The following is a 24665-nucleotide window of genomic DNA, read 5'->3' as shown; positions in this document are numbered from 1 at the left end:
TGAGGCTTTGATTGATGACGGCGTCGCCTTCCCCCCTTCGCCCCGCTGTGCTCGCCCTGCTGATCACAGCAGTGGCCACCGGCGCCCTCTCCATGGCGGCGGTGGCCGCGGCCCCGTCGTCCGTCCGCGAACCACTCGGCTGGTTCTCGGCGTCCGGCTCCCTGGCCCTCTCGGTCGCGGCCTGCGCCCTCACCTGGACGACGCGCGCGTCCCGGCTGCTGCGGGGCCGACTCACCGCCCTGGGCCGTGAACTCGCCGACCGTGACGCGCACCTCGCCCGCCTCACCGCCGAGGCGACCCGCGAGACGGCGGCCCGCACCGCCGAGCGCACCCGCCTCGTCGCCGAGCACGTCGCCGAGGTGGAGCGGCTGACCGCGGCCCGCGCCGCGGACCGCGAGCACCTGACGGCCTCGCACGCCGCCGAACTGGACCGCATGACCTCCGCCCAACTGGCCTCCCGCGAACGCCTCGGCGAGGAGCTGCGACGCGCCCGCTCCGGCCGCGCCGCCGCGATGGCCGCCGCGGCCAACGCCGCGGGCCGGATGCAGGCGCTCGCCACCGGCATGCTCGCCGACCTGCGGGACATGGAGCACCGGCACGCCGACGAGGACGTTCTCGGGGACCTGCTCCACCTCGACCACCGCACCGCCCAGGCCGGCCGCCTCGCCGACTCCATCGCCGTCCTCACCGGAGCCCGCTCGGGCCGCCGCTGGGCGAGGCCGATCGTCATGGAATCGATCCTGCGGGGAGCCATGGGCCGCATCGGCGGCTACCAGCGCGTCCGGCTGCACTCCACCAGCGAGGCCGCCGTCGCCGGGCACGCCGCCGAGGGCGTCATGCACGCCCTCGCGGAACTCCTCGACAACGCCGCGAACTTCTCCCCGCCCAACGCCGAGGTCCACGTCTACGTGGAAGAGGTCCCGGCCGGCGTCATCATCACCGTCGAGGACAGCGGACTCGTCATGAGCGAGGTCCAACAGCGCCGCGCCGAACAGGCGGTGACCGCCGAATCGCTGGACCTGGCCGGGCTCTCCGGCACCCGCCTCGGGCTCGCCGTGGTGGGTCGCCTGGCCCACAAGCACGGGCTGACCGTCTCCTTCCGGCCCTCCGCGCGCGGCGGCACCGGCGCGCTCATGATGCTGCCGCAGGAGCTGATCAGCCGCACCGCGGCCGAGGCCCTGCCCACCCCGGCGCTCGTGGCCGCCCCGGCTCCCGCCCTCGCGGCGGCGCCCGCGGCCGCCCCGGAAGCGGAGCCCGCCCACGGCGGCCGCCCCGCCGACCACGCGCCCGCCGGCCACGACCCCGCCGGGCCCGCGCCGACGCCCGCCCGCGAGCACGACCCCCGGACGGAGGGACCGGCCGCCCCCGCCGCCGCACAGGACACCGAACCCGCCGGTCGGGACCCGGTGATCGGCGACAGCGGACTGCCCCAGCGGCGGCGCGGTCGGACCCTGGCCGCCGCCCACCCCGAGGGACCCGACGCCGCCGGAGCCGCGGCCCGCAACCCGGCCGCGCCCACCGGCGCCTCCCGATCGGCCGCCCGCTTCGGCAGCTTCCGCCAGGCCGTGCGCGGCAACGCGGCGCAGCAGCCCCCGAACCCCCCGCACCCGGAAGGCAACACGCGATGACCGGCACCACCGACGAGACGCTCAGCTGGCTCCTGGAAGGACTCCTGGAGCGCACCCCCGGCGCCCGGCACGCCCTCGTGCTGTCCCGGGACGGGCTGAAGCTGTGCCGTACCCCCGAGCTGTCCGTCGACCAGGCCGACCAGCTCGCCGCCATAGCCGCCGGCATCCAGAGCCTGTCGCACGGCGCGTCCATCGAGTTCGGTGACGGCACCGGCGGAGTGCGCTCCGCGATGGCCGAGTTCTACGGCGGGATCCTCTTCATCGTCGAGGCGGGCGAGGGCGCGCACCTCGCGCTGGTCGCCGACGAGGAGGCCGACGCGGGCTTCGTCGGCCACAACATGTCCGAACTGGTCGAGCAGCTGAGCGAACACCTGATCGCCAGGCCCCGGGGTTGAGCCGCGGCAGGCCGGGCCGGGACGACTCCCCGGACCGGCTCTACACCCTCACCGGCGGCCGCAGCAGCTCCGGTTCGGACGCGTTCGACCTCGTGACCCTGGTGGTCACGGAATGCGACCCCGTGCCCGGGATGCAGTCCGAACACGCCGCGATCCTGCGGATGTGCCGGTTCCCGACCGCCGTCGTGGAGATCGCGGCCGAGCTCGGGCTGCCGGTGTCCATCGTGCGGATCCTCCTCGCCGACCTGCTCGGTACCGGCCGCATCAGCGCCCGGCACCCGCGTTCGACGTACCTCCTTCCCGACCTCGACATCCTGGAGCAGGTGCTCGTTGGACTCCGCAACCTCTGACCGGGGCACGACCCGGCAGACCCTCAGCGCCACCGCCGACAACGGCCTGAAGATCGTCATCGTGGGTGGGTTCGGGGTCGGCAAGACCACCATGGTCCGCTCGGTCAGCGAGATCCGTCCGCTGAACACCGAGGAGACGATGACCAAGGCGGGCGAGGCCGTCGACGACACCTCCGGGGTCGGCGCGAAGACCGCCACCACGGTGGCCTTCGACTTCGGCCGCATCACCCTCGACGCCCACAACGTGCTCTACCTGTTCGGCGCTCCCGGGCAGGAACGGTTCTGGTTCCTCTGGGACCGACTGTTCTCCGGCACCCTCGGCGCCGTCGTCCTCGTGGACACCCGCCGGCTCGCGGACTCCTGGTACGCCATCGACCGCCTCGAACACCACGGCACCCCCTTCGTGGTCGCCTGCAACGACTTCGGTGGCCCCTCCCACACCCCCGAGCAGATCCGCGAGGCGCTCGACCTGCCCGCCCAGGTGCCCCTGCTGTTCTGCGACGCCCGCTCGCGCGGCTCCAGCCAGCAGGTGCTGATCTCCCTGGTCCAGCACCTCCAGCACCTCCAGCGCCACCAGACGGCCGTCCCGCACACGATCCCGGAGCCCACCCCGTGACCACCCCCGAGCCCCAGCCCGTCTACCTCGGCGGCCCCCGTTTCCAGACCGACCCGATCGAGCTGTATCGGGAGATGCGCCGCGACCACGGCGCCGTGGCCCCGGTCGTGCTCGACGGCGACGTACCGGCCTGGCTGGTCCTCGGGTACCGCGAACTGCACCAGGTCACCAGCGACCCGCAGCTCTTCTCCCGCGACTCCGACCTGTGGAACCAGTGGGACCGCATCCCCGCCGACTGGCCGCTGCTGCCGATGATCGGCCGCAAGCAGCCGTCGATCCTCTACACCGTCGGCGAACGCCACCGCGAACGCGCCGCCGTCATCTCCGGCGCCCTCGAAGCCGTCGACCCCTTCGAACTCAAGGGCCACGCCGAACGCTTCGCGGACGAACTCATCGACGGCCTGTGCGGCAGGGGATCCTGCGACCTCGTCGGCGAGTACGCCATGCTCCTGCCGCTGCGCGTGCTGGCCCGCCTCTACGGGTTCTCCGACGAGCAGGGCCCCGGCCTCGTCACCGCGATGAACGACATGATCAACGGCCGGGCCGGCGCCCTGGAGGGCCAGCGCCACCTCGGCGAGTCCATGTACGCGCTGCTCGCCGCGAAGCAGGCCGTCCCGGGCCCGGACGTCGCCTCCCGCATGCTCGCCAACACCGCCGGCTTCACCATGGACGAGGTCGCGCAGGACCTCATGGTGATGATGGCCGCCGGCCACCAACCCACGGCCGACTGGATCGGCAACACCCTGCGCCTGATGCTCACCGACGACCGCTTCGCCGCCTCCCTCGCGGGAGGCCGGCACAGCGTCGGCGAGGCCATGAACGAAGTCCTCTGGGAGGACACCCCCACCCAGAACGTCGCCGGACGCTGGACCACCCGCGACACCAAGCTCGGCGGACAGCACATCGGCCGCGGCGACCTGGTCCTGCTGGGCCTGGCCGCCGCCAACGGGGACCCGCACGTACGCACCGACGCGGGGTCCCTCACGGGCGGGAACAACGCCTTCTTCTCCTTCGGTCACGGCGAACACCGGTGCCCCTTCCCCGCCCAGGAGGTCGCCGAGGTCATCGCGCGGACCGGCATCGAGGTCCTCCTCGACCGGCTCCCGGACGTCGACCTGGCCGGCCCGGCCGACGGACTCACCCGGCGGCCGTCGCCCTGGTTGCGCGGACTCACCGACCTCCCCGTGACCTTCACCCCGACCCCCGCGCTTGGAGCCACCCGATGACCTGCCCGATCGACCACACCGGCCCCGCCCCCCTCGTCCTGGACCCCTTCGTCACCGACCTCGACGCCGAGAGCGCCGCGCTGCGCGCCGCCGGTCCGCTGGTCCCCGTCGTCCTGCCGGGCGGTGTCGGCGTGTACGCGGTCACGCACCATGCCGAGGCCAGAAGACTCCTGACCGACTCCAGAGTGGTCAAGGACATCAACGTCTGGGGGGCCTGGCAGCGCGGCGAGATACCCGCCGACTGGCCGCTGATCGGCCTCGCCAACCCCGGCCGCTCCATGCTCACCGTCGACGGCGACGAACACCGCCGGCTGCGCACCCTGGTCGCCCAGGCGCTGACCGTCCGCCGGGTGGAGGAGCTGCGCGCCGGCATCGAGGCGCTGACCACGCGGATGCTCGACGCGCTGGCCGAACGCCCCGCCGGCGAGAGCGTCGACCTGAAGGCCGGCTTCGCCTACCCGCTGCCCATGAACGTCATCAGCGAGCTCATGGGCGTGGACGCCGCCGAACACCCGCGCCTCAAGGCCCTCTTCGAGAAGTTCTTCTCCACCCAGACCCTGCCCGAGGAAGTCCCGCAGATGATGGCGGACCTCGGCGCGCTGTTCTCCCGGATCGTCGAGTCCAAGCGGGAGAACCCGGGCGACGACCTGACCAGCGCCCTCATCGCGGCCTCCGAGGACGGCGACCACCTCAGCACCGAGGAGATCACCAACACCCTCCAGCTGATGGTCGCGGCGGGCCACGAGACCACGATCAGCCTCATCGTCAACGCCGTCGTCGCCCTGGAGACCCACCCCGAGCAGCGCGCCCTCGTGCTGAAGGGCGAGGTCCCGTGGGAGAACGTCATCGAGGAGACCCTGCGCTGGTCCACCCCGACCTCGCACGTCCTGATCCGCTTCGCCACCGAGGACATCGAGGTCGGCGACCGGATCCTGCCGCGCGGCGCGGGCCTGATCGTCTCCTTCGGCGCCCTCGGCCGTGACGAGGCCCAGCACGGCGAGAGCGCGGGCGAGTTCGACGTCACCCGCACCCCGAACCGGCACATCTCCTTCGGCCACGGCCCCCACGTCTGCCCCGGCGCGGCCCTGTCCCGCCTGGAGGCCCTGGTGGCCCTGCCCGCTCTGTACGCCCGCTTCCCGGACCTGCGCCTGGCCGTGTCCCGCGAGGAACTGCGCAACAAGCCGATCCTGACCCAGAACGACCTCTTCGACCTGCCGGTCCACCTGACCGCGTAGCGCTCGGACGGACCCGGCCCCGCCGCGATCGGGTGGCAAACAGGGGCCCGGGAGCTGGACACGCTCCCGGGCTCCGTCACGTCCCCGGCCCGACGGGCGGGGTCCCGGGCCCGTTACGCCGGCGCGGGTACCGGCACGGACACGAAGGTCCGTCCCGCCTCGTTCTCGACGAGGACCTCCCGCACCTGCGCGGGATCGACCGCCGCCGTGCCGTCCAGCGCGGCGCCCTTGCCCTCGCCGTGCTCGGCCGTGCCCACGACCCAGCCGCCCGCGATGGTCCGCGTACCGTCCCGGGCGACCACGACCAGCCGGCAGCGTTCGCCCGGCGGCACTCCGGTGACCGCCGCGTGCACCCGCACCCACTTCGGCGCCGGCGTCACCTGTACGGTCATCCGCGCGCCCGTGCCCCGGTCCGTCGCCGAGGCGACCCGGGTGCCCGCCACCGGGGGAGAGGGCGCCGCGGACACGGTCGGGGACGGCGGCGGAGGCAACGCGACGCCGGGACCGGCGTCCCCCGCGAGCCGGGTACCGGCCCAGAACACGGCCGCCATCGAAGCCGCGGCCGCCACCGCGACCAGCGCGACCCGCCGCCGCGAGGCCGTGGAACGTTCGCCGCGGACCTGCCGCAGCGTCCGCTGGAGCAGCAGGTCGCCGCCCTGCGGGGGACCGTCGAGGAACGCCTCCTCGGGCACCTCGCCCAGTACGCTCTCCAACTCGCGCAAAGCCGTCACCTCCTCACGGCACCCCGAGCAGGTGCCGAGGTGCTCCTCGACCCGCCGCACGTCCTCCTCGTCCAGGACACCGAGCACGTACGGTCCGAGCAGTTCCTCCTCGTGCCGCTGCCGGTTCATGCCACCACCTCCCGCAGTCCGCCGGGCTGCTGGGGCGGCCGGGCTGATCGTCTGTCCTTGCTGTCGTCCCTGCCGCTGTCCGAGAACACCTCGCGCAACGCCTTGAGGGCGTAGTGCGCGCGCGACTTCACCGTTCCCGCCGGAATCCCCAGGCGGTCGGCCGCCTCGGTCACGCTGCGCTGCCGGTAGTACAACTCCGTCAACACGTCCCGGTGTTCCGGGGTGAGCCGGTCGAGCGCGCCGAGCACGGTCATGGAGTCCACCACCGAGTCCGCGTGGTCGAGTTCCACCGGCGGAGCGGCCGACGAGCCGGACACCTCCGCGGGCCGGGCGGCCTTGGCCCGGTACCGGTCGGTGATGATGTTGCGGGCCACCGTGAGCAGCCAGCCGCGCACCGAGCCCTTCCCGTTGACGAGGACCTCGGAATGCCGCCACGCCCGGATCAGCGTCTCCTGGACGACGTCCTCGGCGGCGGCCCGGTCCCCGGTCAGCCGCGTCGCGTACGCGAGCAGGGCGTGGCCGTGGTCCTCGTAGACCGTCCTGATCAGTGCTTCGTCGGTCGAGCCCCGCCGAGTGCGGGGCCACAGTGGTCCGGCCATCTGACCCTCTCCGTCCTCCTCGTGTTACGTGGTGCGGTCGGAACACGCCGGGGACGGACGAATGGTTCAGGTGAGGTGCGTCACTTTCGCGCGGACCGGTGGAGGGCCGCTCAAGTCCGGCAGACGCGGCCCTCGTTGAGACAGCCGACGACCTCCCGCATCCGCTCGTCGGTCATCACGTCGACGAACATGGCATGGTCCGTCCGCGGACTGTGCCGCTGCTCGGGGAAGGAATCGAGCGCGACCGGGGTGCCCGCCGCCACCGCGTAGGAGAGCGAGAGGCGCAGCTCGGGGACGGGGAAGGTGCCCTGCGGGCACACGCCCTGCGCGGAGGGGAAGCGCAGGTGCGAGCGGTGGCCGGGGGTGCCGGTGTCGAGCCCGTTCCAGCAACTGGGGAAGACCAGGGTCCGGGTGAGCAGGCTGCCGGCCGGGCAGCGCGGGTAGTCGGTGGTCGAGCGGTCGGGGAAGCCGGTACAGCCCCAGCGGGCCCGTACGTCGGCGTCCTTGCCGGCCGTGTACGCGACGGCGTCACCGGTGATCGCCCGCAGGAAGCGCGGCATCGGTACCACCTTGCTCACCGGACTCCCGCGGAACTCGACGCCCACCGCGGCCTCGGGGAGGATCTCGCCGGCGTTGCCGTGTCCGGCCGAGACCTCGTGGGCGCGGGTCCCCGGCCGGTCGAGGCGGCGCAGCACCGGCCAGTAGTAGGTGGAACGGTCGCCGCCGGAGCAACTCGTGGCGGCCGCGGCCAGCGAGGCGTCGTCCGACATGGCGTCGGTGGACAGGTTCCCGACGTACGCGTGCGTGTGGTGGGCGCCGGCCCGCAGGCCCGGCGAGACCACCAGGTTGTCCTCGTTCCAGTGGCCCTCCGCGTTGCGGCCGCAGTCCACCGTCACCCTCCCCGCGGAGCCCTCGGGGCCCGTCGGGGTAGGGGGCGCGGCCTCGCGCGGCACCTCGCGTATGTCCACGTACGCCCCCGCCACCTCTCCGTGCTGCGGGGCGGCGGCCCGTGAGGCGCCCAGCACGGCGGCGACCAGGCCGGTGCCGAGCACCAGGCAGACGAGGGGCCACAGCAGGCGGTGTTCATTCCCCATGGCGGTCACGGTTGCCGGTGCTCCGTACGGTCGTCAACGGGGCGTCCTCGCGCCGGGAGCCCGGTGTGATTGTAGGCGCGGTCCGGCCGCTCCCGAAGTCGCCGGGACCGTCCCGCCCGACGTTGCGCCGCCCGGCCCGCACCCCCGACGGCACACCCACCCGGATGGCCCCCGCGCCCCCCGTACGCCGCTCGCCGGTCCCGGACCCTCCCGGGCGGACCCGGACGGCCGGAGAGTGCCTTGCAGGGCCGCCGGGCGGCCGCGCAAAGTTCTCCGTATGACACCGGCTGAACTCCTCCACGACTTCGCCCGCACCCGCGCCTCCCTCGACGGAGCCGAGGTCACCTTCCGGTGGACGGGCGACGTCCACTCCTGGGCCCCCGACGAGCCCTACGGCAGGATCTTCGGCTTCGAGGGCCTCAACGTCAGCCGACTGGAGGCCGACGAGGAGAGCGGCGGCTACCGGCTGCTCTCCCGCGAAGCGGCCTTCTACCTCGACCCGACGACTCGGGAGATCCTGGAGACCTGGCAGGACAAGCCGGTGGTCCACGTGTGGAACGACCCGGCGAACCTGACGCTGCGGCCCTTCCCCGTCCCGCGCACCGAACTCGGCGACCAGGTCTGCTTCAGCCTGGAGATCCCCCTCGCCTACCCCTCGCCGCTGCCCGTCGCCGACTACCCGCTGAACTCGGCCTCGGACACCTACCGGGCCCTGGAGCTGTTCCAGTTCTTCGCGCCCGCCGCGGCCCTCGCCGGCGACGCGCCGAGCGTGCCCGCGACCATGTCCTGGACGCGGATGTCCCCGTGGCTCCCCTGGATGGAGCAGGGACAACGCCCCGGCGGGCTCGCCTTCCACTGCCGCGGCGCGAAGCTGGGCTCGTACGACGAGGTTCCCGAACGCACCCGCGACCACATCGCCGCCCGCCACCCCGAATTCGCCTCGGCCCCGCAGAAGTGGACCGAGCCGAACGAGTCCAGCTGGACCTACTTCCGCCGGCTCAACCCGCGGTGACCCCCCGCGGGCCCTGCCCCGCGCCGGTCCCGTACCCCGCCCCCTCACCCGCCCCCTCACCCGCCCCCGTCCCCGGCCGCACCGGGGGCGGGGGCGGGCGCGTAGGGGTCCGGACAAGGGTTTTCCCCGTATCGGGTTCATCTCCGCGTTGCCTACTGTCTGCCCACCGGCGATCCACCGGACCCGAACCGCCCCCGCACCAACCCCACATGGTGTGAAGCGCGACGGGAACGCGGATCGCCGGGATCGCCGTTGCCCTGCCCCGCCGTCGCGGCCGGGCGACGCGGCGCGCGGCGGTGGCCGGGGCGGGGACTGACCAGTCCGCCCCGGACCCCGCGGCCGCCGGTTCACCTCCCACACTGCACCGACCGGCCGCTCCGGCCTGCCCGGAAACGGCCCTCGAAAGGGAACACCGTGCACGCATCCAGACGCAGCAGGCTCATATCCGTGGTGGCCATGTCCGTCACCCTCCTCGCCGGCTCCGCGACCGCTTCGGTCGCCGTGACCGCCGAGAACGACCCGGCCACCTCCCTCCCGGCCGCCGCGGCCCCCGCCGCGCCCGCCGGTGCGCCGGTCGAGAACCTCATCGTCGGATACAAGTCCTCGGCCTCCGAGGCCAGTTCCAACACCGCGGCCGCGGACGACGCGACCGCGAAGGGCAAGAAGGCCGGCAAGAAGGCGAAGTTCGACCGCCGCCTCGGCACCGGCGCCGCCCTCGTCAACCTGGGCGGATCGGTCGCCCCGGCCGACGCCGCCGGTGTGATGGCCGAGTTCCGCGCCGACCCGGACGTCGCCTACGTCGAGCCGGACACCCGCGCCTACGCCATGGCCGTGACCCCGAACGACACCGAGTACGCCAAGCAGTGGGACCTCTTCGAGCCCACCGCCGGCATGAACGTGCCCGCCGCCTGGGACAAGACCACCGGCTCCGGCGTCACCGTCGCCGTGATCGACACCGGCTACGTCGCCCACTCGGACGTCGCCCCCAACACCGTCGCCGGCTACGACTTCATCTCGACGTCCTCCGAGGCCCGTGACGGCAACGGCCGGGACAACAACCCCGCCGACGAGGGCGACTGGAACGCCACCGACGGCGAGTGCGGCGTCGGCTCGAAGGCCAGCACCTCCTCCTGGCACGGCACCCACGTCGCGGGCACCATCGCCGCGGCCACCAACAACTCCAAGGGCGTCGCCGGCATCGCCTACGGCGCGAAGATCCAGCCCGTCCGCGTGCTCGGCAAGTGCGGCGGCGCCACCTCGGACATCGTCGACGCCATCACCTGGGCCTCCGGCGGCACCGTCGCGGGCGTCCCGGCCAACGCCACCCCGGCCAAGGTCATCAACATGAGCCTCGGCGGCTCGGGCACCTGCGGCTCCAGCTACCAGAACGCCATCAACGCGGCCGTCGGCCGCGGCACGACCGTCGTCGTCGCCGCCGGCAACAGCAACGCGAACGCGTCCGGCTTCTCCCCGGCCAGCTGCAACAACGTGATCAACGTGGCGTCGAGCAACCGCGCCGGCGACCGCTCGTACTACTCCAACTTCGGCACGATCATCGACATCGCCGCCCCGGGCGGTGAGACCCGCCGCGCCACCGACACGCCCGGCACCGTCACCACCCCCGAGAACGCGATCCTCTCCACCCTGAACGCCGGCACCACCACCCCCGGCGCCGAGTCCTACAAGCCGTACCAGGGCACCAGCATGGCCGCCCCGCACGTCGCGGGCCTCGCCGCCCTCATGAAGTCGGCGAAGACCTCCCTGACCCCGGCCCAGATCGAGGCCGCGATCAAGGCCAACGCCCGCCCGCTGGCCGGCACCTGCACCGGCGGCTGCGGCGCCGGTCTCGCCGACGCGACCGCGACCGTGAACGCCGTGACCTCCACGACGCCCACGACCCCGTCCTTCGAGAACACCACGGACGTCGCCATCGGTGACAACGCCACGGTCGAGAGCTCCCTCACGGTCACCGGCGTCGCGGGCAACGCCCCGGCCGCCCTCAAGGTCGGCGTGAACATCGCCCACACCTACATCGGTGACCTGAAGGTCGACCTCGTCGCCCCCGACGGCTCCGTCTACACGGTCCACAACCGCGCCGGCGGCAGCACCGACAACATCAACCAGACCTACACCGTCAACGCCTCCTCCGAGGTCGCGAACGGCACCTGGAAGCTGCGCGTCAACGACAACGCCGGTGGCGACACCGGCAAGATCGACTCCTGGAGCCTCGGCTTCTGACCCGCACCGGACCCCGGTCCCCCCGGCCCCCGCGGAGCCCCCCAACTCCGTTCTGACGGGCCGATGGTACGGACCATCCCAGCGCGCGGACCTGCCGGTACCTCCCGTACCGGCAGGTTCGTCGTGCTTTCCTGTCGCCCGACTGAATTCTGCGTCACAATCCGGGTCCGTCCGGCGGCCGACCTCGTATTGTCGCGTCTCACAGGAAAGGCACAGGACCGGGGACCGAAAGGCTGGTGGCGTGGCGGCGACGGGGAACGCTGACGCGAACGTCGGACACGGAGAGTTGATCGAGGCGGTCGACCGGGCGCTCACCACGCACGGCCGCGCCGTCCTCGTCGGACCGGCCGGAGCGGGCAAGACCGAGGTGGCGCGCGCCGTCGCGGCCGCCGCCGAGGGTCGGCGCGAAACCGTGCTCAGGCTCGCCCCCGAAGCCGCGGACCGGTGGATACCCGAGGCCTCGGCCGCCGCCCTCCTCGCCACCGTGCCCCGCGCCGCCCTGGAACGGCTCGCCGGACCCCAGCGCACCGCCATCGCCCTCCTGCGCCGCGAGACCGTCGCGACCGGAGCGGGCCGCGACCACGTCGCGCTGCGGCTCGCCCTCGTCGAGGTGCTCCGCACCCTGGCCGCCTCCGGGCCCGTCCTCCTCGTCCTCGACAACGCCCAGTGGCTCGACGCGGAAACCACCGATCTGCTCCGGTTCGCCCTGCGCCTGACCCCACCGCGGGTACGGGTCCTCGCCGCCGAGTGCGTGCACGCCGGAACCCCCGTCGCCGAACCCCTGTGCGGCCCCGGCACCCCGGCCGTCCGGGTCCCCCCGCTCGGCGCCGACGAAGTGGCCGAACTGCTGCTGCGCCACGACCTGCCCGCCCGGCTCGCCGGCCGCATCCACCAGGCCAGCGGCGGCAACCCGCGCCTCGCCCTGGCACTGGGACACTCCCTCGCCGAAGCCGCCGGGACCCGCGACGGCGGCGCCCACCACGCCGACACCCTGCCCGTCTCCGGCCAGGCCCGCGACGTCGCCCGCCGGCTGCTGGCCGAAGCCCCCGCCCGGGCCCGCCGCACCCTGCTCCTCGCCGCCCTCACCGCCCGCCCCACCACCGCGCTGCTGCGCCGCGCCGGCAGACCCGACGCGGAGGCCGAGCTCACCGAGGCCGAACGCGCCGGGCTGGTCACCGTCGGGGCCGACGGAGCCGTCGCCTTCACCGCGGGCGCCGTCGCCACCGTGCTCGCCGCCGACTCCGGCTGGCCCGAACGCTCCTCCGGGCACGCGGCCCTCGCCGACGCCGTCGACGACCCGGTGCAGGCCGTCCGCCACCGGGCGCTCGCCGTCGACCACCCCGACGCCCGGCTCGCGGCCGAGGTCACCGCCGCCGCCGACTCCTGCCGGCGCCGCGGCCAACGCGCCCTCGCCGCGGAACTCGGACTGCTCGCCGCCGAACGCACGCCCGCCGCCCTGCCCCAGGAGGAGCTGGCCCGCCTCGTCGGCGCCGCCGAGGACGCGGGGTGGGCCGGCCGCGCCGACCTCGCCCGCCGGGCCACCCGCGCCGTGCTGGCCCGTGACGCCTCGCCCACCCAGCGGGTCCGGGCCCGCCTCGCCGTGATCGACGCCGCCGGCCAGGCCCTGGCCGACCTCGACGAAACCTTCGCCAACGCGGTCGCCGACGCCGCCGGCGACCCCTCGCTCCGGGCCGCCGTCCAGCTCCGCATCGCCTGGAAGCTCAACCTGAGCGACGGGGACCCCGTCCGCTCGCGCGACGCCGCCGCCGAGGCGGGGGCCCTCGCCAAAGCGGGCGGCGACCAGGTCGCCGAGGCCATGGCGCTGACCGTACGGGCCAGGATGGGCCGCATCCTCGGGGACCACGACGCCGAGGACATCCTCGCCGAGGCCCTGGCCCTGCCCGCCCCCGAAGTCCCCCTCGGCATGCGCAACGCGCCCCAGTACCTCGCCGTCCGGCACGCCCTCTTCGACGACCGGCTCGGCGACGCGCACGGCCAGCTCCTCGCGCTGCTACCCGCCGTCCAACGGACCGGATCCGCCGAGGACGTCTTCGAGGTGCTGCGCAGCCTCACCGAGGTCGAGCTGCGGCGGGGCCGGTGCGCCGCGGCCGCCGCGCACGCGCGCCGGGCCGTGGAGCTGACCATCGAGGCCGGCCTGTCGCCCGGCCCCGCCTGGTACGTCGCGGCGACCGCCGAGGCCGCCGGCGGCAGTTTCGCCCGGGCCGCCGGGTACGCCCGCCGCGGCATCCGGGCCTCCGAGGAGGAGCAGGACCAGGTCTTCCTGTCCCGGGGCCTCTACGCGCTCGGCACCGTCGAACTGGCCACCGGGGAAGCGGCGAAGGCGGCGGCCACCTTGTGCCGGGTCGCCGAGCTGGAGGGCGCCCAACAGGTGGTGGACCCGTCGATCCTGCGCTGGCACGGGGAACTCGCCGAGGCCCTGGTCGCGGCCGACGCCCCCGACCGCGCCGCCGAACTGCTGGACGGGGTCGCTCCGGTGGCCCGCGCGCTGGGACGCACTCCCGTGCTCGCGGCCCTGGACCGGGCCCGGGGATTGTGCCTGTCGGCGCGGGGGGACGCCGAGCCGGCCGTGGCCCTGCTGGAGGAGACGGCGCGGCGCTTCGAGACCCTCGGGCTGCCGTTGGAGCACGGCCGCACCCTGCTGGCGCTGGCCCGGGTCGAGCGCAGGCGCCGCCGCCGGGCCCCCGCGCGGGCCGCGCTGCTCGCGGCGGCCGAGGTGTTCGAGCGGGCCGGGGCGAAGCCCTGGCTCGGCCTGACACGGGAGACCGCGCCGGAGGCCGCCGCCCCGCATCCGGGGGTGGCGGCCCTGACCGAGGCGGAGGCCCGGCTCGCCCTGCTCGTCGGCGCCGGGGCCAGCAACCAGGAAGCGGCCGCCAAGCTGTTCCTGAGCGTGAAGACCGTCGAGGCCCGCCTCACCCGGATCTACCAGAAGCTCGACGTGCGCTCCCGCGCGCAGTTGGCCACCGCGCTGCGCGGGCACTGAGCCCGGGCGGCGCGGCGGCCGGTGCGGATCAGCAGGTGAGGTTGTTGCCCGGGGTGACGCCCAGCAGCTGGGTGAAGTTCTGGTACTTGCTCACCCGGCTGTGCACCTGCGCGGGGTTGCCGCCGTTGCACTCCAGCGCCCCGTTGATGGAACGGATGGTCTCGCCGAAGCCGGCGCCGTTGGCCATGGCCGCGTGGGGGGTCATGGTGCCCGGACCGTTCTGGGTGTTCCAGTACCAGAGCGCCGTCTTCATGGCGACGGCCGGGTCCTGCTCGACGAGGTACGGGTTGGCGAGCAGGTTGATGCCGAGGGCGTCGCCCGCCGCCTTGTAGTTGAAGTTCCAGCTCAGCTGGATGGGTCCGCGGCCGTAGTACGCGGCCTGCCCGGCCGGGCAGCCGTAGGGCTGGGTCGCGTCGCAGTAGTGCGGGTAGTTCGCGGTGTTCTGCTCGACGATGTGCACGAGCCCACCGGTCTCGTGCGAGACGTTCGCGAGGAAGGCGGCCGCCTCGCGGCGCTTGGTGGTCTCGTCGCCGCTGTTGGCGAAGGCGGGGTAGGCGGACAGCGCCGCGACCAGGCCGTTGTAGGTGTAGAAGGGGTTCCGGTTCGGGAACATCTGGTTGAACTGGGCCTCGCTGACGACGAAGCCGGACGGGTCGGGGTCCTGGCCGCCACCGCCGCCACAGACGCCCTGGTCCGACCAGACGCCCCACTGGCCGGTGGTCCCGGGCGTCTCGCCCTGGGTCCACCACTTCGCCTGCCAGTTGCGGCCGTTGTGGGAGACGGTCCCGCCGCCCGTGTAGACGGCGGAGGAGGCCCACGCGCCGGCGCAGGCGGGCGCGGCCGAGGCGGAGGACGCGGGCAGGGCGACGGCGAGGCCGAGGGTCATCGCGGCAGCTGCGGCGAGGGAGAGGGCGCGGCGTCGGGCGGCACGTATCACGTAACTACTCCTGAAGTGGGGGGAATTGTCGCGAGGTGTGGGGGCGACGACTACCGCCACTGAACCGAAGTGGTCTGGACCTGTCAAGGTCTAGACCAAATATTGTCCGCGGCTGCCACATCCGGTGCGGGGGACCGCGCGGGGCCGCAAACGCCGAACCGGCGCGACGACCTGGGTCGTCACGCCGGTTCGGATGCCGAACGGATCAGCTACCGGCCGAGAGGTTGCCGGAGAGGACCGGGATGTTGTCCACGAGGTGGGACAGCGACTCGTCACCCTTGGCCTGGGTGGAGTTCTCGGCGCACTGCTGGTTCTGCGGGTTGGACAGGACGTTGACGTCCTGGACGCCGATGTTGGCGAGGACCGCGACCAGCGACTGGGCGTTGACCTTCGCGGGCAGGCCGACACAGAGCTTGTTGAGCGAACCCTGGATCGCGCTGAGCTGCGGGCTCATGGCGCCCTCGGTCGACTGGTTGCCGTAGACCTGCGAGGCGCCGTTGCCGTTGACGGTGTTCACGCCGTTGTCGTTGCCGATGGCCATCGCCGGGGACGCCATGACGGCACCCGTGCCGATGACGGAGGCGGTGACCGCAGCAGTGGCCATGAACTTCTTGAGCATCGTTGATCCTTCTGTCGCATGAGCTGTCCCCGGCGGGACGTCCTGATCAACTGCGTCCGGCGCCGGTGGTTATCGCGCGTCACCCATGCGGCCCAACGATCGGCCCGGTCAGCCGGTCTTGCGACGGACCTTCTTGTTCTTGCCGCCCGCGCCGCTGCTGGATCCCTGTACCTTGGCCCGGCTCTGGTGGGACTGCTGGGACTGGGCGTGGGAAGCGTTGCGCGCCATGGCCTCGCGGAACTTCCGCTTCGCCTCCTCGGCCGGGGTCTCGTCCTGCGGTGCGTCGGTCTGCGCCGCATCGGCCTGCGGGGTGGTGTTCTCGTCTGACATGGCTGCCTCCTGGGGTGATCAAGTTGCCCCAGTCTGTCAGTCGGGCGGCGCTCAGGCCATCGCGTTGCCTCCGCTCCTGCCGGCCGGCCCCCCGATCCGGGCCGCTCAGCAGCCCGGACGGGGTGCTTCGGCCCCGCCGCCGGCGCGGATCGCGGCCAGTGCCGCGCGGTGCAGCGCGGCCGGATCGCCCGTCGCGACCGGGCTGCCGGTCAGCGCGTACCACTCGTCCGCTCCCTGGTACTGGACCGCGAACCGGACCTCGCCGTCCGCGCCGGCGGTGGTCCGCAGGGTGAGCGGACCGGTGATCACCCCGACCTCGTCGGTCATGGCGCCGCCCGGTCCGGCCGGCACGTCGTCCTGCCGGCACCACGGTTCGGGGGCCGTCATCCGGCGCAGGTGTCGATCATGGTGGTGAGGGTGGCCCTCTCGGCTTCGGTGACGGTCAGCCCGTAGTGGGACTTGACGGTGGTCCAGGCGCGCCCGTACTGGCACCAGCTCGACCGGTCCGTCGGCTGCCACTGGTCGGGGCTCTGGTCGCCCTTGGAGCGGTTGGAGGACGCGGAGACCGCCAGCAGCTGCGGGCGGGCCAGGTCGTTGGCGAACGCCTTGCGCTTGGCCGCGTCCCAGCCGGCGGCCCCCGAGCGCCAGCCCTCCGCCAGCGGCACCATGTGGTCGATGTCCAGCTTCGCGGCCTCGGTGAAGGACGCCCCGTCGTACAGGCTCTTCCAGTGGCCCGAGACGGCGCGGCACTCGGCGTCCTGCGCGACATCCGTTCCGTCCCGTTTCAGTACGGTCTCGCGGGTGTCGCACTTGCTGCCCTGCTCGGCCCAGTGGGTGAACCTGTCGCGGCTGTACCCGGCCATCGTGCCGGGCTTGCCGACCGTGAGCGCGGCCAGCTGCGACCGGGCCACGGCCGCGCTGACCATGCCCGGCAGTACGTCGCCGGCGACCGGCTTCGCGTCGTCGCCCGACGGCGCCGCCCGCGAAGGGGAGGGGGCGGCGCTCGGGGTCGCCGTCGCGCCCGGCCGGTCGCCGCCCTTCCCGTCCCCGGGGACCTGCTCACCGCATCCGACGCTGCCGAGCAGCAGCACCGCGGTCACGACCGCGACGCCCAGACCTGTCTGACGCACCATGAAACCCCGCCCCGAGGAGACTCCGCCCACTGTCCGGTGCAGCCTACCCATAACCGGACATCCAACCCCCCGGCGGGCCGACCGAGTCGCCGCGTGTTGCGCCCGCGCGGGCCAAGTCGGTCCATTGGCAGCCCTGTTGAGCCGCCCCGGGGCGGCGGCGCGGCGTGCGGGGGCGCGCCGACTTCCGGCCACCCGGCCACCCGGCCGGGGCGCCGGTCAGCTCCAGGAGGCGGCGACCAGGGAGCGTTGGGCGGCCGCCAAGTGGGTGGCACAGGCCAGCCAGGCGCGGGCGTACCCGTCGGCGGAGGGATCGCCGAGACGGCCGAAGGCGTTCCGCGGCCGCCGGTCCGCCTCCAGGACGAGCGCCCCCGCCAGGTCGGCCGCCGCGGCGAACCCGGCACGGCGCAGCGGCGCGTACGCGGGCAGCGGCTCCGGGCCCCGGCCGGAGCCGGCCACCGCGCGACGACCGCCCGCGACGCCCGCCTCCAGCAGCCGGCGCACCCGCCACAGGGGCGAGTCGGCCAGCGGATCCGGGCCCGGATCGCAGGAGCCGGGCAGCGCCCCGGGGGAGCCGCCGTCCGGGAAGTGGCTGCCCTGGAGCCGGTCGTAGCCGAGGTCGGCCCGGTCCAGCCACTCCGGCGGCAGCCGCAGCGTGTGCTCCGCCCCCGGGACCGGCCCCACCGCCAGCGGACGCAGCGTCGCCGCCCGATCCAGGTCCGGGCGCCCGAGGACGCGTACCGCCAGGCCCGGATGCCCGGCCAGCCGGCGCAGGTTGGCGGTGTGCGCCAGCTCCGGGTGCGGGTGGGCGGGGCGCAGCCGCAGCAGGGGCGCGTCCGGTCGTACGGCGCCGGCCGCGGACAGCTCCCGTACCAGGAGGTACTCGCCCGCCGCGCCGGCCACCTCGACGTCACAGCCCAGCAGGTCCGTCCCGGATTCCGGCGCCCCGCTCGCCTGGTGCGCGGCGACGGCTTCGGCGGCCGGCCGGGCGAAGAGCGCCGCGAGGGGCTCCTGGTTCCAGGTCAGGCCCGGGACCGGGGTCGCCCGGACGCCGCGCCCGGCGCCGAGCCGGCCGTCGGCGGAGACGGTCGCGCCGACGACGCGCAGGCCGCCGCGGGCAAGCCCCGCGTGGTCCAGGACGCCTCCGCCCAGCGCGACGGACGCCGCCCCGGCGCCCCGGGCCCGCGCGAGCCCGCCGGGGCGCACGTCGGACACCGAGTACGGGGCGCCGTCCGCGCCCAGCAGGTGGGTCACCACGCCGCCGTAGCCGGTGGCGCTGAGCACCGGCTCCCGGCACAGGCCCTGGACGCGCAGGCTGCCGCCGGCCCCGTACGCCCGCCGGCCGCCGTCGGTCACGCCCGGGCCGCCGGCGCCCGAGGCCAGCAGCGCGGCGACCCGCAGCAGCCCGGCGAAGGCCGCCGTCAGGTCGGTGAGCCCCTGGGCGGCGTCGCGGTCCCGCGCCGCGCGCAGGCCCCGTACGACGCGCAGCGCGGCCGCCTCGGCCGCCGGCAGCCCCGCCACGCGCGCCGAGTGGGCGGCCCGCAGCAACTCGGCCTGGACCACCGCGCCCCCGGCCGTGACCCCGGCGGCGAGCGCTTCGGCCGACGCCGTCCACAGCGCGGCGCCGGCCGCCCGTGCGGCGGCGGTGAGGGGCTGTGCGCCGCCGCTCGGAGCCACCGAAGCGGTCCCGGCTCCGCCGTCGGGGTCCGATGACGCCCGCGGCCCCACGGGCGGGGTCACGGACTCCGGTTCCGCTACGGGTGCGTCCGCCGGGTCGGCGAGGGGAGCCGCGCCCAGCACGGCGGCCCGGTGCAGGCAGCGCGGCGCCAGCAGGCAGCCGCAGACGGCCTGCCCGGCCTCCGTGACCACCCCGGTGGCGCCCGGACGCAACGTCACCACCGCGTCCTCGCCGAACCGTACGGTGACGCTCCCGTCGGGCTCCGCCCGGGCCGAGCCGGCGCATCCCGCCACGGCCGCGTCGAGCTTCTTGCGCAGCCGGGCGCTCAGGTCCTCCACCGCCCGCGCGAGGACCTCGGGGGCGACGGGCGGCAACGGCGCGGCGGTGCTGGTGGTGCTCAACGGGGCTCTCCACGGAGTCGGTCGCCCACCCAGCGGGCGAGGGCGAGCGGGCTGAGGGCGGCCACCGGCATGCCGGCCGCCACGAGTTGCCGGGCCACCGGCACCGAGTACCGGGGCGCGCCCGCGTCGTCGAGCGCGGCGCAGCCCAGCAGGTGGGCGCCCGAGGAGGCCAGGGCGCTCACCTCGGCGAGGAGCCCGCCGAGCGGCCCGCCCTCCTCGAAGTCGCTGACGACGACGACCAGGGTGCGGCTCGGCACGGTGATCAGCGAACGGGCGTGCGCGAGGCCGGCCGCGATGTGCGTCCCGCCACCGACCCGGACCTCCAACAGCAGCGACAGCGGATCCTCGACGCGGTCGGTGAAGTCCACCACCGAGGTGGAGAACGCGAGGAAGTGCGTGGACAGCGTCGGCACCCCGCCGAGGACCGCCGCCGTCAGCGCCGACCAGATGACGGACGCCTCCATCGAGCCGGAGACGTCGACCACCAGGATCAGCCGCCAGTCGCTCTCCCGGGACGCCCTGGTGCGGAACACCGGACGCTCCGGGACGACGACCACCCGGCCGTCGTCCAGCCGGCGGGTGTGCGCGAGGTTCGCCCGCAGGGTGCGGGCCAGGTCGAGCGCGCCGCCCGGGCGGCGGGTCGGGCGCGGGGTCGACAGTCCGGAGAGCGTCGGCCGCAGCCGCGTCGCCAGCTCCTTGGCCAGCTCGTCGACCAGCCGCCGCACCAGGGGCCGCAGCCGCGCCAGTTGGCTCTCCGGCATGCCGCCGGCCAGCGACAGCACCGAGCCGAGCAGCTCCACGGAGGGGCGTACGGACGCCGGGTCGAGCTGCGCCAGCACATCGGTGCGGCCCGCCCCGGCCGCGTCCGCGAGCACCTCCTCCCGCAGGTCGGCGCCGAAGAGCGCCTCCAGCTCGTGAGCCCATTCGCGGGCGGTGGGGAAGGAGGCCCCGTCCCCGCCGCCCCGACCGCCCCGGTCGAGATCCGCCGAGCCCTCGCCCCGACCCGCCCCGTACAGCTCGTCGAGGGCTCGGGCGTAGCGCCGGGCGTCGGCCGGGAGCCGGTCGCGCTGCCGGCCGAGCAGCAGCCGCCACCGATCGGCGGGGGCCAGGCGCCGCTCCGTCGGCGGCGCGGAACGCGGCGCGTCCGGCGCCCCCGGGACCGGCGCCCGCGCCGCGACCGAAGGCGCGGGGAGCGGCAGCTCCTTGAGCGCGGCGGCGCCGGCGGCGTCGGCCGCCGCCCACAGGGCGAGCAGCGCGGGCGGCGCGTCCAGGGAGAGGTCGACGCGGTCGCCGAGCCGCTCCGTCACCGTCTCCAGCAGCCGCTCGCGGGCGGCCGGGGCGAGGGAGTCGAAACCCGCGCGCAGCGCGGGCAGCCGCTCCAGGAACGCCTCGTCGCCGAGGCTGTCCACCCGGTCCAGGAGCGGGGTCAGGGCGGCCGGGGAGGAGTCCAGCAGCGGGCCGGCGGCGCCGAGCACCCCGGCGAGCCGTCGGGCCAGGACCCGGCGCCCCTCGGGGGCGGTCGCGGCGTCGACCCAGGCGGCGGTCCGCCGGCCCAGCTCCGCCACCGGATCCAGGTCCAGCAGGACCCGTACGGCCAGTGCCGCGCTCCGCATCAACGGCGATGCGGTGTCCGCCAGTTCGCTCAGGGCCGCGTCCATGCGCAGCCCCAGCAGGCGGGACGCGGCCCGGTCGGCGAGGGCCACCAGCGCGCCGGCGTCCGCGAGGTCGTCGCTGCCGGCCAGTCCGGGCAGCGACCGTACGGCGGTCTCCAACAGGTCCCCGATGAGCGTCCCGGCGGTGTCCCGGGCCCCGGCGGAGGCGCCGGGGAGGTGTCCGCGCCGCAGGGCCTCCAACAGATCGACGGCCTCCAGGAGTTCCGGGAGCCCGGCGGTGTCCGGGAGCACCTCCGCCGCCTCCACGAGCCGTACGTCGACCAGCGCGGGCAGGTCGCAGCGCGCGGCGGCGGCCAGCCCGGCCAGCACCTGGGCGGCCGTCGGGCCGCCCGCGGCGGCTTCGCGGCGCGCCGTGTCCCGCAGGGTGCCGGCGGCGGCCTGGGCGGCGCTCACGCCGCGGACGCCGGCCAGGTCGAGGCGGGCCGGGACGGAGGGCGTCCAGGCAAGCCGCCACTTGCTGCCCAGCGCGGCCCCGTCACCGGTCGCGGCGACGGCGACGGGTTCGCCGTAGGAGGCGCCGCAGACCAGCAGGCGCTGGAGCAACACCTCGCGGCGCGCGTCCAGCGGGGAACGCAACGGGTCGAGGCGCACCTCGCGGGACGCGGGCTCCTCGGGCGACGGCAGCCTCAGCTCGGCCAGCTCCGCCTCCACGGACGGACCGAGGCCCGATCGCGGGGCGTGCGGGGTGGTCCGGCCGCGGCCCGCGCCGACCAGTACGGCCTCCAGGGCGCGGGCCAACGCCCGCCCCCGACCGAGGGGTTCGCCCTGCCCGAGCACCGTCGTCACGGCCTCCAACAGCTCGCCCCGACCGGGCGCGGGCAGCCCGCGCAGCACCGCCAGGTCGCAGGCGAGGCGCAGCGTCTCCGACGCCTCCCCGGTGCCGGCAGTGTGCCCGGCGCGGCGCAGCTCCCGGCACACGCCGGTGACGGCGACCGACGCCGCCTCCCGCACCCGTACGGGGTCACCGCCCGCTTCCAGGACGGCCTGCTGCCACAACGGGTCCCGGATCCCGGCCGGGTAGCCGGATCGGGAGTCGAGCAGGTCGTACGAGTACGCCACGAAGGAGGTCACCACCTCCGCCCCGCCGTCCCCGACATCCGACGGCCGACTCTTCGCGGGCCGCTCGCCGGCATCGACGGACGGGCCCCCGCGCGCGGCCGATGCGCGAGCGGGCCCGGTGGCGGTGCTCGCCGCCCCGGCTGCGCCGGTCGCGCCCGCTACGCCGGAGGCTGCGTCCGACGCCGTGCCCGACGCCGTGCCCCGGCCCGTCCCGGTGACGGCCGGAACGGCCCCGGACAGGGCCGGGGCCCCGGCCGTGTCGGGTGCGTCCGCCTCGGTGGCGGTCGCACCCGGAGCCGTGTCCTGCCCGGCGGAGCGTCCGGTCCCAGCGCCGTCGGTGGCGTTCGGGGCGTCGGCGGGGCGAAGGGTGCTCGCCTCCGCACCCGCGTCCGCCGCATGCCGGGGTGCGGGAACCTCGTGGTCCGGGTCGCTGGGGAGCAGTGCGGGGGCGTGGAAGGCGCCGATGAGGGCGGCCACCCGGCGTCCTCCGGCGCCCGCCTCTGCGATCACCCGTCGCATGTGGGCCTCGCGGGCCAGGTCCGTCGCGGGTACCGTCCCCGCGTCGGACCGCAGGGCCCAGCCGACGCCGAGCGCGGCGCGGCGGACCGCTTCGGCGGAGCACCCGGGGGCCAGTACCTCGACGGCCCGGTCCCACAGGTCCTCACCCTCCCGCCCGGTACCCGACGCGACGAGCGCGTCCGCGAAGACCCGCCCGGCGGCGGCCGGGTGACCGGTCTCCGCCCCCGGCCGGCGTCCGGCGTCCGCCGGTTCGGCGTCCCGCGGCGCTGCTCCGGCGCGTCCGGCCTCCGGCGGCCCCGCACCGGCCGGGCCGCCACCGGTCGCCGCCCGCCCGTCGGACCCGGCTCCGGGCTCCGGCGCGTCGCCGGGCGCCGCTCCGGGCTCCGGGGCCGCGTCGGACCAGCCCGGGTCGGTCAGCGGCAGGTCGCAGCAGACGACCTGCACGCCCCGGCCCCGCGCCCAGCGGATCGCCGCCAGCTCGGGGGAGAAGTCCGCGAAGGGGTAGAAGGCGAGCCGGCCTTCGCGTCCGAGGCCGGCCAGCGCCACCGGCGCCACGGTCTCCGGATCGGCGAGGTGCTCCAGCCACGGCTGGAAGTCGGCGGGCAGCTCCACGCAGACCACCTCGGCCCCCGCCGCCTCCAGCAGCGCCGGTACCACCGCCGCCAGGGCGGGGCTGTGGTGGCGTACGCCCAGCAGGTAGGGCGCGCGCGACGCGGCGAGGGCCGCCACCGCGGTCCGCGGCTCGGCCGCCGGGCCGGCCGTCTGGTCGGTGACCGTCAACGCAGGCTCCCGCGCAGGTCCCAGAGGCGGCGCCACATCGCCGAGCCGTCCTCGGCCCGGCGCCGGACCGGGCCGTCCCAGTACCCCAGCAACCGTCCGTGGTCGGCCGGATCGTCCTTGCGCACGACGCCCAGCAGGTGCCCCGGCAGCAGGTCCAGCGCGTCACCACCCGGCAGGTACGCGGCGGCCACCCCCAGCGACGCCGCGACCTGCACGGCCTCGGCGGTGGACATGACGGTGCCGGGCCGCTCCACGTCCCAGCCCTCGGCGGACCGGCCCGAGCGCAGGTCCCGGAACACGGTGACGAGCGCGTCGAGCACCGAGTCGTCCACAGCGAAGGCGGCGCCGGCCCGCTGGACGGCGGCGACGGCCTGGCGCCGGATCAGCGTGGCCTCCGCGTCGGCGTCCGCGATCGGATCGACCGTCTCGAAGTTGAAGCGCCGCTTGAGGGCCGCGGACATCTCCGACACGCCCCGGTCCCGCAGGTTGGCCGTCGCGATGACCGTGAAACCGGGGGCGGCGCAGACCAACGCGTCCTCGGTGGCGGTCAGTTCGGGGACGGTGACCCGACGGTCCGACAGGATCGACACGAGCGCGTCCTGCACCTCGGGCAGGCAGCGGGTGATCTCCTCGACCCGGACGACGCGTCCGGTCCGCATCGCCGAGAGCACCGGGGAGTCGACCAGGGCCTGGGCCGTCGGGCCCTGGGCGAGGAGCAGGGCGTAGTTCCAGCCGTACCGGAAGGCGTCCTCGGTGGTGCCCGCCGTGCCCTGCACGGTGAGGGCGCTGGTGCCGGACACCGCGGCCGCCAACAGCTCGGACAACATCGACTTGGCGGTACCGGGCTCGCCGGTGAGCAGCAGTCCGCGTTCACCGGCGAGGGTGACCACGCAGCGCTCCACCAGGGCGCGCTCGCCGACGAACTTCGCCGCGATGACCAGCTTCGACGGCAGGCCGGCCCGACGCCCGGGCAGGGCGAGTTCGGCCCCCTCGCTGCCGCACACGAACGTCACGACGGCGCGCGGGGTCAGGGCCCAGCCCGGCGGCCGGGGGCCGGTGTCCTGCGCGGCGAGGAAGGCGAGTTCGGCGGCGTACCGCTCCTCGGCCGGCATGACCTGCCGGGCGGGTGCGGGCTGATCGGTGACGGTCATCGGGTCCTCTGTGTTCTGGAAGTCGACAAGTGCGGAGGGAAGGGAGGAAAAGGGAGGAGAAGGAAGAAGGAGAAGGGGCCGGGAGAAGGGCCCGTCGAGGACGACACGGGGGCGCGCGCCGGCGCGCGCCCCCGTCCGGGCCG

General features: G+C 75.3%; 20 protein-coding genes. 9 read left to right on the top strand and 11 right to left on the bottom strand.

Translation table 11 applies throughout. The annotated features are described in order from the left end of the window. Positions 1 to 14: 14 nt before the first annotated feature. The 6 genes from AB0D46_RS15410 to AB0D46_RS15385 are packed head-to-tail and all read left to right on the top strand — an operon-like array spanning position 15 to position 5450. On the top strand, positions 15 to 1628 hold the full coding sequence (locus AB0D46_RS15410) for an ATP-binding protein (protein ID WP_362877816.1): 1614 nt from the start codon (positions 15 to 17) through the stop codon (positions 1626 to 1628). Beyond that, positions 1625 to 2023 (top strand): roadblock/LC7 domain-containing protein, encoded by a 399-nt coding sequence (locus tag AB0D46_RS15405; protein ID WP_362877815.1) that lies wholly within the window; start codon positions 1625 to 1627, stop codon positions 2021 to 2023. Before AB0D46_RS15410 ends, AB0D46_RS15405 begins: the two co-directional genes overlap by 4 nt. Beyond that, positions 2020 to 2373, top strand: a complete 354-nt coding sequence (locus AB0D46_RS15400) for a DUF742 domain-containing protein (protein ID WP_362877814.1) — start codon at positions 2020 to 2022, stop codon at positions 2371 to 2373. Before AB0D46_RS15405 ends, AB0D46_RS15400 begins: the two co-directional genes overlap by 4 nt. Continuing rightward, positions 2354 to 2989, top strand: a complete 636-nt coding sequence (locus AB0D46_RS15395; RefSeq protein ID WP_362877813.1) for an ATP/GTP-binding protein — start codon at positions 2354 to 2356, stop codon at positions 2987 to 2989. The genes AB0D46_RS15400 and AB0D46_RS15395 overlap by 20 nt, the downstream gene beginning before the upstream one ends. Next, a complete protein-coding gene (locus AB0D46_RS15390) occupies positions 2986 to 4215 on the top strand; it encodes a cytochrome P450 (RefSeq protein ID WP_362877812.1) in 1230 nt (409 codons plus the stop codon). Before AB0D46_RS15395 ends, AB0D46_RS15390 begins: the two co-directional genes overlap by 4 nt. Continuing rightward, positions 4212 to 5450 carry a cytochrome P450 gene (locus tag AB0D46_RS15385; protein ID WP_362877811.1) on the top strand — a complete coding sequence of 413 codons (1239 nt, stop codon included), beginning with the start codon at positions 4212 to 4214 and terminating at the stop codon, positions 5448 to 5450. The genes AB0D46_RS15390 and AB0D46_RS15385 overlap by 4 nt, the downstream gene beginning before the upstream one ends. A 113-nt stretch (positions 5451 to 5563) precedes the next feature. Here the strand turns inward: AB0D46_RS15385 and AB0D46_RS15380 are convergent, their stop codons facing one another. The 3 genes from AB0D46_RS15380 to AB0D46_RS15370 all read right to left on the bottom strand — a co-directional run bounded on the left by AB0D46_RS15380 (position 5564) and on the right by AB0D46_RS15370 (position 7994). Next, entirely contained in the window at positions 5564 to 6301 is a 738-nt protein-coding gene (locus AB0D46_RS15380; RefSeq protein ID WP_362877810.1) for a zf-HC2 domain-containing protein, read from the bottom strand. Further along, positions 6298 to 6900, bottom strand: a complete 603-nt coding sequence (locus AB0D46_RS15375) for a sigma-70 family RNA polymerase sigma factor (RefSeq protein ID WP_362877809.1) — start codon at positions 6898 to 6900, stop codon at positions 6298 to 6300. The genes AB0D46_RS15380 and AB0D46_RS15375 overlap by 4 nt, the downstream gene beginning before the upstream one ends. Before the next feature lie 110 nt (positions 6901 to 7010). Then, on the bottom strand, positions 7011 to 7994 hold the full coding sequence (locus AB0D46_RS15370) for a DUF1996 domain-containing protein (protein ID WP_362877808.1): 984 nt from the start codon (positions 7992 to 7994) through the stop codon (positions 7011 to 7013). A 277-nt stretch (positions 7995 to 8271) separates the two neighbouring features. Between AB0D46_RS15370 and AB0D46_RS15365 the strand changes: the two genes are divergently transcribed. The 3 genes from AB0D46_RS15365 to AB0D46_RS15355 all read left to right on the top strand — a co-directional run bounded on the left by AB0D46_RS15365 (position 8272) and on the right by AB0D46_RS15355 (position 14245). Beyond that, the gene (locus AB0D46_RS15365) at positions 8272 to 9006 is read left to right on the top strand and encodes a DUF1838 family protein (protein ID WP_362877807.1); all 735 of its coding nucleotides are present in this window, start codon (positions 8272 to 8274) and stop codon (positions 9004 to 9006) included. 456 nt (positions 9007 to 9462) lie between these two features. After that, entirely contained in the window at positions 9463 to 11244 is a 1782-nt protein-coding gene (locus tag AB0D46_RS15360; protein ID WP_362877844.1) for a S8 family serine peptidase, read from the top strand. Between the two features lie 241 nt (positions 11245 to 11485). Further along, positions 11486 to 14245 carry a LuxR family transcriptional regulator gene (locus AB0D46_RS15355; protein ID WP_362877806.1) on the top strand — a complete coding sequence of 920 codons (2760 nt, stop codon included), beginning with the start codon at positions 11486 to 11488 and terminating at the stop codon, positions 14243 to 14245. Between the two features lie 28 nt (positions 14246 to 14273). On the opposite strand, the gene AB0D46_RS15350 is transcribed toward AB0D46_RS15355, so the two are convergent. The 8 genes from AB0D46_RS15350 to AB0D46_RS15315 form a co-directional block, all read right to left on the bottom strand. After that, a complete protein-coding gene (locus AB0D46_RS15350) occupies positions 14274 to 15131 on the bottom strand; it encodes a glycoside hydrolase family 19 protein (protein ID WP_362877843.1) in 858 nt (285 codons plus the stop codon). Positions 15132 to 15387: 256 nt separating this feature from the next. Next, positions 15388 to 15801, bottom strand: coding sequence for a rodlin (locus AB0D46_RS15345; protein WP_362877805.1), 414 nt, complete (start codon positions 15799 to 15801; stop codon positions 15388 to 15390). A gap of 108 nt (positions 15802 to 15909) precedes the next feature. Then, the gene (locus AB0D46_RS15340; RefSeq protein ID WP_362877804.1) at positions 15910 to 16131 is read right to left on the bottom strand and encodes a DUF5302 domain-containing protein; all 222 of its coding nucleotides are present in this window, start codon (positions 16129 to 16131) and stop codon (positions 15910 to 15912) included. 105 nt (positions 16132 to 16236) lie between these two features. Beyond that, positions 16237 to 16518 (bottom strand): hypothetical protein, encoded by a 282-nt coding sequence (locus tag AB0D46_RS15335; protein WP_362877803.1) that lies wholly within the window; start codon positions 16516 to 16518, stop codon positions 16237 to 16239. Continuing rightward, the gene (locus tag AB0D46_RS15330) at positions 16515 to 17264 is read right to left on the bottom strand and encodes an HNH endonuclease family protein (protein WP_362877802.1); all 750 of its coding nucleotides are present in this window, start codon (positions 17262 to 17264) and stop codon (positions 16515 to 16517) included. The genes AB0D46_RS15335 and AB0D46_RS15330 overlap by 4 nt, the downstream gene beginning before the upstream one ends. Positions 17265 to 17480: 216 nt before the next feature. After that, the gene (locus AB0D46_RS15325) at positions 17481 to 19340 is read right to left on the bottom strand and encodes a hypothetical protein (protein WP_362877801.1); all 1860 of its coding nucleotides are present in this window, start codon (positions 19338 to 19340) and stop codon (positions 17481 to 17483) included. Then, positions 19337 to 23371, bottom strand: a complete 4035-nt coding sequence (locus tag AB0D46_RS15320) for a DUF5682 family protein (RefSeq protein WP_362877800.1) — start codon at positions 23369 to 23371, stop codon at positions 19337 to 19339. The genes AB0D46_RS15325 and AB0D46_RS15320 overlap by 4 nt, the downstream gene beginning before the upstream one ends. Further along, on the bottom strand, positions 23368 to 24522 hold the full coding sequence (locus AB0D46_RS15315) for an AAA family ATPase (RefSeq protein ID WP_362877799.1): 1155 nt from the start codon (positions 24520 to 24522) through the stop codon (positions 23368 to 23370). The genes AB0D46_RS15320 and AB0D46_RS15315 overlap by 4 nt, the downstream gene beginning before the upstream one ends. Positions 24523 to 24665 lie beyond the last annotated feature (143 nt).

It is taken from the genome of Streptomyces sp. NPDC048383, assembly GCF_040651775.1.
Taxonomy (GTDB): domain Bacteria; phylum Actinomycetota; class Actinomycetes; order Streptomycetales; family Streptomycetaceae; genus Streptomyces.
Note: the sequence above shows the minus strand (reverse complement) of the source record. Positions and strands in the feature narration are given on the sequence as shown.

Coding starts and splice junctions, on each gene's coding strand:
- AB0D46_RS15410 (WP_362877816.1), top strand. CDS start 15: ATGACGGCGTCGCCTTCCCCCCTTCGCCCCGCTGTGCTCGCCCTGCTG.
- AB0D46_RS15405 (WP_362877815.1), top strand. CDS start 1,625: ATGACCGGCACCACCGACGAGACGCTCAGCTGGCTCCTGGAAGGACTC.
- AB0D46_RS15385 (WP_362877811.1), top strand. CDS start 4,212: ATGACCTGCCCGATCGACCACACCGGCCCCGCCCCCCTCGTCCTGGAC.
- AB0D46_RS15380 (WP_362877810.1), bottom strand. CDS start 6,301: ATGAACCGGCAGCGGCACGAGGAGGAACTGCTCGGACCGTACGTGCTC.
- AB0D46_RS15375 (WP_362877809.1), bottom strand. CDS start 6,900: ATGGCCGGACCACTGTGGCCCCGCACTCGGCGGGGCTCGACCGACGAA.
- AB0D46_RS15370 (WP_362877808.1), bottom strand. CDS start 7,994: ATGGGGAATGAACACCGCCTGCTGTGGCCCCTCGTCTGCCTGGTGCTC.
- AB0D46_RS15365 (WP_362877807.1), top strand. CDS start 8,272: ATGACACCGGCTGAACTCCTCCACGACTTCGCCCGCACCCGCGCCTCC.
- AB0D46_RS15360 (WP_362877844.1), top strand. CDS start 9,463: ATGTCCGTCACCCTCCTCGCCGGCTCCGCGACCGCTTCGGTCGCCGTG.
- AB0D46_RS15350 (WP_362877843.1), bottom strand. CDS start 15,131: ATGACCCTCGGCCTCGCCGTCGCCCTGCCCGCGTCCTCCGCCTCGGCC.
- AB0D46_RS15345 (WP_362877805.1), bottom strand. CDS start 15,801: ATGCTCAAGAAGTTCATGGCCACTGCTGCGGTCACCGCCTCCGTCATC.
- AB0D46_RS15340 (WP_362877804.1), bottom strand. CDS start 16,131: ATGTCAGACGAGAACACCACCCCGCAGGCCGATGCGGCGCAGACCGAC.
- AB0D46_RS15335 (WP_362877803.1), bottom strand. CDS start 16,518: ATGACGGCCCCCGAACCGTGGTGCCGGCAGGACGACGTGCCGGCCGGA.
- AB0D46_RS15330 (WP_362877802.1), bottom strand. CDS start 17,264: ATGGTGCGTCAGACAGGTCTGGGCGTCGCGGTCGTGACCGCGGTGCTG.
- AB0D46_RS15315 (WP_362877799.1), bottom strand. CDS start 24,522: ATGACCGTCACCGATCAGCCCGCACCCGCCCGGCAGGTCATGCCGGCC.